Annotated in this window: 6 protein-coding genes and 1 pseudogene; 5 read left to right on the top strand and 2 right to left on the bottom strand. The window is 63.0% G+C overall.

Going from position 1 to position 6,498, the window contains the following annotated elements:
* A pseudogene (locus EOA29_RS21250) lies at positions 1–572 on the bottom strand (GtrA family protein); the annotation flags it as partial.
* Between the two features lie 136 nt (positions 573–708).
* Between EOA29_RS21250 and EOA29_RS21245 the strand changes: the two are divergent.
* From EOA29_RS21245 to gshB, 3 genes are all read left to right on the top strand, one after another.
* A complete protein-coding gene (locus EOA29_RS21245; protein WP_126090960.1) occupies positions 709–1,713 on the top strand; it encodes a glycosyltransferase in 1,005 nt (334 codons plus the stop codon).
* On the top strand, positions 1,713–2,087 hold the full coding sequence (locus EOA29_RS21240; protein ID WP_126090961.1) for a GtrA family protein: 375 nt from the start codon (positions 1,713–1,715) through the stop codon (positions 2,085–2,087). The genes EOA29_RS21245 and EOA29_RS21240 overlap by 1 nt, the downstream gene beginning before the upstream one ends.
* 76 nt (positions 2,088–2,163) lie before the next feature.
* Positions 2,164–3,105 (top strand): glutathione synthase, encoded by a 942-nt coding sequence (gshB, locus tag EOA29_RS21235; RefSeq protein WP_126090962.1) that lies wholly within the window; start codon positions 2,164–2,166, stop codon positions 3,103–3,105.
* A gap of 38 nt (positions 3,106–3,143) precedes the next feature.
* Here gshB and EOA29_RS21230 read toward each other — a convergent pair whose 3' ends face one another.
* Entirely contained in the window at positions 3,144–4,910 is a 1,767-nt protein-coding gene (locus tag EOA29_RS21230; RefSeq protein ID WP_126090963.1) for a winged helix-turn-helix domain-containing protein, read from the bottom strand.
* Between the two features lie 199 nt (positions 4,911–5,109).
* Here EOA29_RS21230 and EOA29_RS41570 point away from each other — a divergent pair, with 199 nt between their 5' ends.
* Positions 5,110–5,403, top strand: a complete 294-nt coding sequence (locus EOA29_RS41570; protein WP_189350448.1) for a DUF1127 domain-containing protein — start codon at positions 5,110–5,112, stop codon at positions 5,401–5,403.
* Positions 5,404–5,567: 164 nt separating this feature from the next.
* Positions 5,568–6,498: cyclic nucleotide-gated potassium channel (locus tag EOA29_RS21220; RefSeq protein WP_127221420.1), on the top strand; the 931-nt coding region annotated here is incomplete at its 3' end.

The raw sequence follows: 6,498 nt of genomic DNA, 5'->3' as shown, positions 1-6,498 counted from the left end.
GACCATGGCGAGCCTCGCATTGCTGCTCGAGGCCCCGGCGCATCGGGCAGCAATGCGAGGCTCGCCATGGTCAGCATCAGCTGGACATTGTGATGGTCGAGCGCGCCGGGCGAATAGATGCCGAGGAAATAATAGGCGGCGGCGCCGATCAGGATCGCGGGCACCACCGCGCTCCGGCCGGCGAACATGCGCGCCGCGCGGGCAGTGAAGAACAGCGTCGAGCAAAACAGCAGCGCCGGCCAGAGCACCTGCGCGATCTTCTCGGCAAGGGGCGTGCTGCCGGTCAGCGCCGAAGCGGCCAGAATGATGGCGGCGATCGGCGCGTCGACCAGCCGGGACCAGTGCACGACGAAGCCGCCTTCCAGGCCCATCCTGTACTGGTGCAGATCGAACCAGCCCTGGCCGTTGAGCAGATCGCGGACCTCGACCAGCCGCAGCAGATTGTCATTGTCGACATCGGCCAGCGCGCCGAAACCCATCCACGCGCTGAACGCGAACGCAGCCAGCGTTGCAAGCAACGCCAGCATGAAATCGTGCTTCCGGGTGGCGACGCCGTCCTTGGCTGTGCCCATCGTCGAAACCTTCGGAGGTAGAGGGCTTAAACCTAGCCTTAACGGCTTCAATAAATAGTAAAGCGGCCCGGAGACGCCGGCATCGGGGCCAGCATTGGCGCGACCGATGGGCTTGGGCCGGGCGCTGGAGACAGACATGCCGCATGAAGTCCGCAACGAGCCGGCGATTGCCGTGCTCCTGCCGTGCTACAATGAAGAGCTGACCATCGGCGAGGTCGTGCGGCGCTTCCGCGAAACGCTGCCTTCCGCGGCGATCTATGTCTACGACAACAATTCGAAGGATCTGACGGCGCTCAGGGCCCGCTCCGCCGGCGCGATCGTCGTGCGAGAACCGCGCCAGGGCAAGGGCAATGTGGTGCGCCGCATGTTCGCCGACATCGACGCCGACATCTATGTGATGGCCGACGGCGACGGCACCTATGCGCCGGAAGATGCGCCGCAGCTGATCAACACGCTTTTGACCGAGCGCTGCGACATGGTGGTCGGCACCAGGCGCGGCGTGACCGACGACGCCGGCCGCTCCGGCCATGCCTTCGGCAACCGCCTCTTCAACCGGCTCTACAAGGGCCTGTTCGGCGCCGACTTCACCGATATCTTTTCCGGTTACCGGGTCTTTTCGCGGCGCTTCGTCAAGAGTTTCCCGGCGGTTTCCGGCGGCTTCGAGATCGAGACCGAAATGTCGGTCCACGCCTCGCAGCTCAAGCTGCCGGTGAGCGAGATGGCGCTCGATTACGGCCGCCGCCCCGAAGGCTCGTCGTCGAAGCTGTCGACTTTCAGAGACGGCGCCAGGATCCTATGGATGTTCGCCATGCTGATGAAGGAAACGCAGCCGCTGCGTTTCTTCGGCACCTTTGCCCTGTTCTTCCTGGCGGCCAGCATCGGCCTGATGATACCGGTGCTGATCGAATTCGCCGAGACGGGACTGGTGCCGCGCTTGCCGACCTGGGTGCTGTCGGTCGGCCTGCTGCTGTTGTCCATGCTGGCGGCCGTAACCGGGCTGATCCTCGATTCGGTGTCGCGCGGCCGCGCCGAACAGAAGCGCATCTTCTATCTTTCGATCCCGTCCGGCCGCATCGAGCGCCGCGTCAACGGGCAGGCGCCCCTGAAGAGCGAACCGGGCAAGCCCTCGCGGGCGGCCTGATGGGCAGGCTTGCCCGCTTCGTCCTTGCCGGCGGCATCGGCTTCGTCGCCGACGCGGCCGCGCTCTGGCTGCTGCTTTCGGTCACGCCGCTTGGGCCGTTGATCGCGCGCGTGCTTTCGATCGGCTTCGCGCTCTGCGTCACCTGGCAGATCAACCGCCACCTGACCTTCTCGCCGTCGAGCCGGGGCATGGCGCGAGAGGGCGCGCGCTACGGCGGCGTCGGCATCGCCACCAGCATCGTCAACTATCTCGTCTATTGCGCCGCCCTGTTCGCGCTGCCGGGCCTGCCGCCGCTGGCGGCGCTGGTGATCGCCTCGCTAGTCGCGATGGCGCTGTCGTTCCTCGGCTATTCCCGCCTGGTCTTCGACCGCTGAGCTTCTGCACCAAGCAAGCACGATTGGCAGACGCCGCCGAGTTCCTTATATCGACGGCAGAGTTCGGAGAACGAAAATGCCGCTGAAAATCGCCGTCCAGATGGACCATGTCTCGACCGTGTCGATCGCCGGCGACACCTCTTTCGCGCTGTCGCTGGAGGCGCAGCGGCGCGGCCACAAGCTCTTCCACTACACGCCCGACCGGCTGTCGATGCGCGACGGCAAGGTGTTCGCGCGCGTCGAGGCGATGCAGGTGCGCGACGAGAAGGGCAACCACTATTCGCTGGGCGAGCCGGTGCGCACCGATCTGTCGGAGATGGACGTGGTGCTGCTCAGGCAGGACCCGCCCTTCGACATGAACTACATCACCACCACCCACATCCTCGAGCGCATCCATCCGAAGACGCTGGTGGTCAACGACCCGGCCTGGGTGCGCAACAGCCCGGAAAAGATCTTCGTCACCGAGTTTCCGGACCTGATGCCGGAGACGCTGATCACCAAGGATCCCCAAGAGGTTGCCGCCTTCCGCAGGGAGTTCGGCGACATCATCGTCAAGCCGCTCTACGGCAATGGCGGCGCCGGCATCTTCCATCTGCACGAGGCCGACCGGAATCTGGCCTCGCTGCTCGAGATGTTCGGCCAGCTTTTCCGCGAGCCCTATATCGTGCAGCGCTACCTCAAGGACGTGCGCAAGGGCGACAAGCGCATCATCCTGATCGGCGGCGAGCCGGTGGGCGCCATCAACCGCGTGCCGGCCGAGCACGATTCGCGCTCCAACATGCATGTCGGCGGCCGCGCCGAGAAGACCGAGCTGACGGAGCGCGAACGCGAGATCTGCGCCCGCATCGGACCGGCGCTGAGGGAACGCGGCTTCATCCTGGTCGGCATCGACGTGATCGGCGACTGGATGACCGAGATCAACGTGACCTCGCCGACCGGCATTCGCGAGGTGCAGCGCTTTGGCGGGGCGGATATTGCCGCCCTGTTCTGGGATTGCGTTGAGGGGAAGCGGGCCTAAGGCACCCGGATCGGTCCGCCAAGATCGCCTCGCCGCGCTTAGAGCAGCCCGCTTTGCTGGCCCAGATCGCGTAGCAACTTCTGGTCATCAGATCGCATTCTGTTTGCCCGAATGAACAACTCGTTTCCGTTTTCCGGGCTTTCACTGTTGACCAGTTGAGCCAATTGTTTCGCCTCTTCGGTCCGGCCGGCTGCGGTCAGCGCCAAGACCGCAACACGCCTCACATGGGCGTGAGCGTTGCGATGGAGCGTTGCGCGCAAGGCCCAGGCAGCAGCCTCATCGGCTCTTCCGAGTCGCAGCAGGGAAACGGCGCGCACCGCTTGGTTAGGAGCGAGGAAGGGGTCGAATGGCGAGAGTTCTCTTGCATGATCGGCTGCCTGAATGGCCGTCTCGGCATCCCCAGAGTGAGCTTGAATGAAGGCCCGCGAGTAATGCCCAAAAGCATATGAAGGACTGAGGACGGTCGCGTACTCCAGAGCCTCGATGGCTTCCTCGCGCGCACCGATGATCCAGAGGGCGCGCCCGAGAGCGCAATGTGCGGCGGGGTCGTGTGGATCGATCTCCACCGCGCGGGCCGCAAGATCGTCAGCGATCCGGCCTTCCTCGGAGAGATGCGACGGATCAAACAGATACGCTTTCAAAAAATGTGTGAACGAGAGACTCGCATAAGGAGGTGCAAAGTGCGGGTCGAGGTGGATCGCCGCCTTGAACAGATTCTCGGCGACCGTATTGTCCTGACCGGTGAACATGTGCATGTGCCACAGGCCGCGATGATAGGCCTGCCATGCGTCCAACTCATGAATAGGTCGCCGGACTGCTATATTGCGCTCAGCGAGATTGACCTCGCCAGCTACCAGCGTGGCGATCTCGTCAGCCATACTCTGTCCGAACTGCGAGATGGATGCGAGAGGCTTCGAGAATATTTCGGAAAAAAGCACATGGCCGTCGTCGGCCGCGATCAACTCGACATCGACCCGAAGGATCGATCCGTCGAGCGTGATGTTGCCGGCGCAGACATAGTCGCAGCGAAGCAGCCGGGCGGCCTCCAGCCTGCTCAGGCCGACCGCCGACAAAGCCTGCAGCGAGTTCGCGGCGATGACGAAGACGGTTCGCAGTCGGGCAACATCGCGGATGATGTCCCGCAGCAACCCGTCCCTCAAAACATATAGGTGCGGGGAAGCAATATCCTCGAGCGCGAACGGCAGCACCGCGACCGCGGGCCTGTCGCGCCCCGAGATGCGGGCCGACTGCGCTTCGGCTGATTGGGCCGACCCCACAAGAGGCACTGTCGATCTGCTTTCATCCACCAATAAGTCGAACGCGCGCCGCAACGATCGTTCACCGAGCAGATCCGCATCGACCTGGGGCGTTAGAAGCAAATCGAGCCGAGCTTCCGACGGGAGACCTTGTTCCCCGAAGTTTTGCGACCTTGCTAGAGGTTCTGCGCTGTCTCCATCATTACCGCGACCGTTCGCTTGGTCCTGCGATTGAAGCGTTAACATGTAGCCGCGCTTTGCGACCGTCTTGATGAGGGTTGCCCGCTCGTCGCCAAGAACGTTTCGAAGGTCGCGGATCGTCTGCGTCAATGCGTCGTCAGTTACGACAAGACCTTTCCACACGACCTCAAATATCTCATCTCGGCTGACCACGCGGTTTGCGTGCTCAACGAGAAAGACCAACAGCGAAAACGTCCTCGCGCGGACATCGACAGGCCTGCCGTCGTTCAAAATGAGACCCCGCTCCCGGTCGAGAGCATATGCGCCAAGCCGGATGACGGCCTTGTCCGGATGGTCGGCTTCTCTCAAACGGCGTCTCCCTAGAAGCGCGCCTTACAATAGCGTAGCCCCGCATATTAGGAAATTCGCAGCTACGGGCCGTCGAGATATTCGATCCAATTTCATCTCGATTTCGGAAATGTTTCGGCTGGATATCAGGCCTGGCGCCACAAGCTCGCCTAGTCTCCACCTGCCGCTCAGGAAAAGCGGCTTGAGAGGAGAGATAACCATGGCCACCATCGAATTTCCCTACAGTGCAGCGACCGGACGCAAGGAGAGCCGTGCTGTCCGTTGCCTTTTTGCGCTTCTGCACGGAACAATCGCCGCCGTTCTGTGGCTGCCGCGCTTCTGGGTACAACGAAAGCAGCTCGCTGTCCTCGCGTCGATGAGCACTCGCGAGCTCCTGGACATCGGCCTGAACACCTGCGACATCGCCAACGCCCTCGCGCAGAGAAACGAACAGGACCCGACAATGTACCTGGCAGATGTCGCCCGCGAGCGCAGGTTGCGCAGGCAGACTTAGGTCATTCTCGTCGGTTGTAGCCTGTCTGGTCACGCCTGGTCACGAAGCAATCCCGGACATTTGAGTTCACCGTTGATGATGCACATCGCAGCGACAGCAAGCACCTTTGCGCTTGCCTTGAAGGCATTCTATTTTGGAGCATGGTAGCCGCTAGTGGGCATAGAATGTCGGTACTGCGTTCCTTAAGAATCTACGCGCCGCCCAACGCGGTGCTGGCTGCGCCTGGGCTTCTGGCGGTGGCTGCGCTCACGATACCGGACATGTCCGAACGAAGCAGACTGGCTCTGGCTGCCGTGCTCGCGGTCATTTGGGGCGCCTATCTCCTGCAACTGGCCGCGACGCTGCTCAAGCGCCGGGCGGGAGACGTACGGAACAGGACGCCGGCAATCGCCATCGATGTGCTCGCGGTCTTGGTTCCACTCGCCGCATTTCTGCTCGTCGGCACGCCCGACCGGAGCCTCTACTGTGCTGTCTGGCTGCTGAAACCGCTGCGCGACTCGACTTTCTTCCCGGTGCTGGGCAGGGTGCTGGCCAACGAAGCGCGCAATCTGATCGGCGTCACCACGCTCTTCGGCGTCGTTCTGTTCGGTGTCGCGCTCGCGGCCTATGTCATCGAGCGCGACATCCAGCCGGAAAAGTTCGGCAGCATCCCCCTGGCAATGTGGTGGGCGGTGGCTACGCTGTCCACCACCGGCTATGGCGACGCTATTCCGCAAAGCTTCGCCGGCCGCGTCCTTGCCGGGGCGGTCATGATGAGTGGCATCGGCATCTTCGCGCTCTGGGCTGGCATTCTTGCCACCGGCTTCTATCAAGAAGTCCGTCGCGGGGATTTCGTCCGTAATTGGCAATTGGTCGCGGCCGTACCGTTGTTTCAGAAGCTCGGCCCGGCCGTGCTGGTCGAGATCGTGCGCGCGTTAAGACCTCGCACCGTGCCGGCGGGCGCCGTGATCTGCCGCAGTGGCGAGCCCGGTGATCAGATGTTCTTCGTTGTGGAGGGGCGCGTCAGCGTCGCGACGCCGAACCCGGTGGAGCTTGGCCCTGGCGCCTTCTTCGGCGAGATAGCGCTGATCAGCGGCGAACCGCGTATCGCGACCG

Origin of the sequence: Mesorhizobium sp. M1E.F.Ca.ET.063.01.1.1, from assembly GCF_003998155.1 — a bacterium.
GTDB lineage: Bacteria > Pseudomonadota > Alphaproteobacteria > Rhizobiales > Rhizobiaceae > Mesorhizobium.
This window is presented reverse-complemented; position numbering and strand designations above follow the sequence as displayed.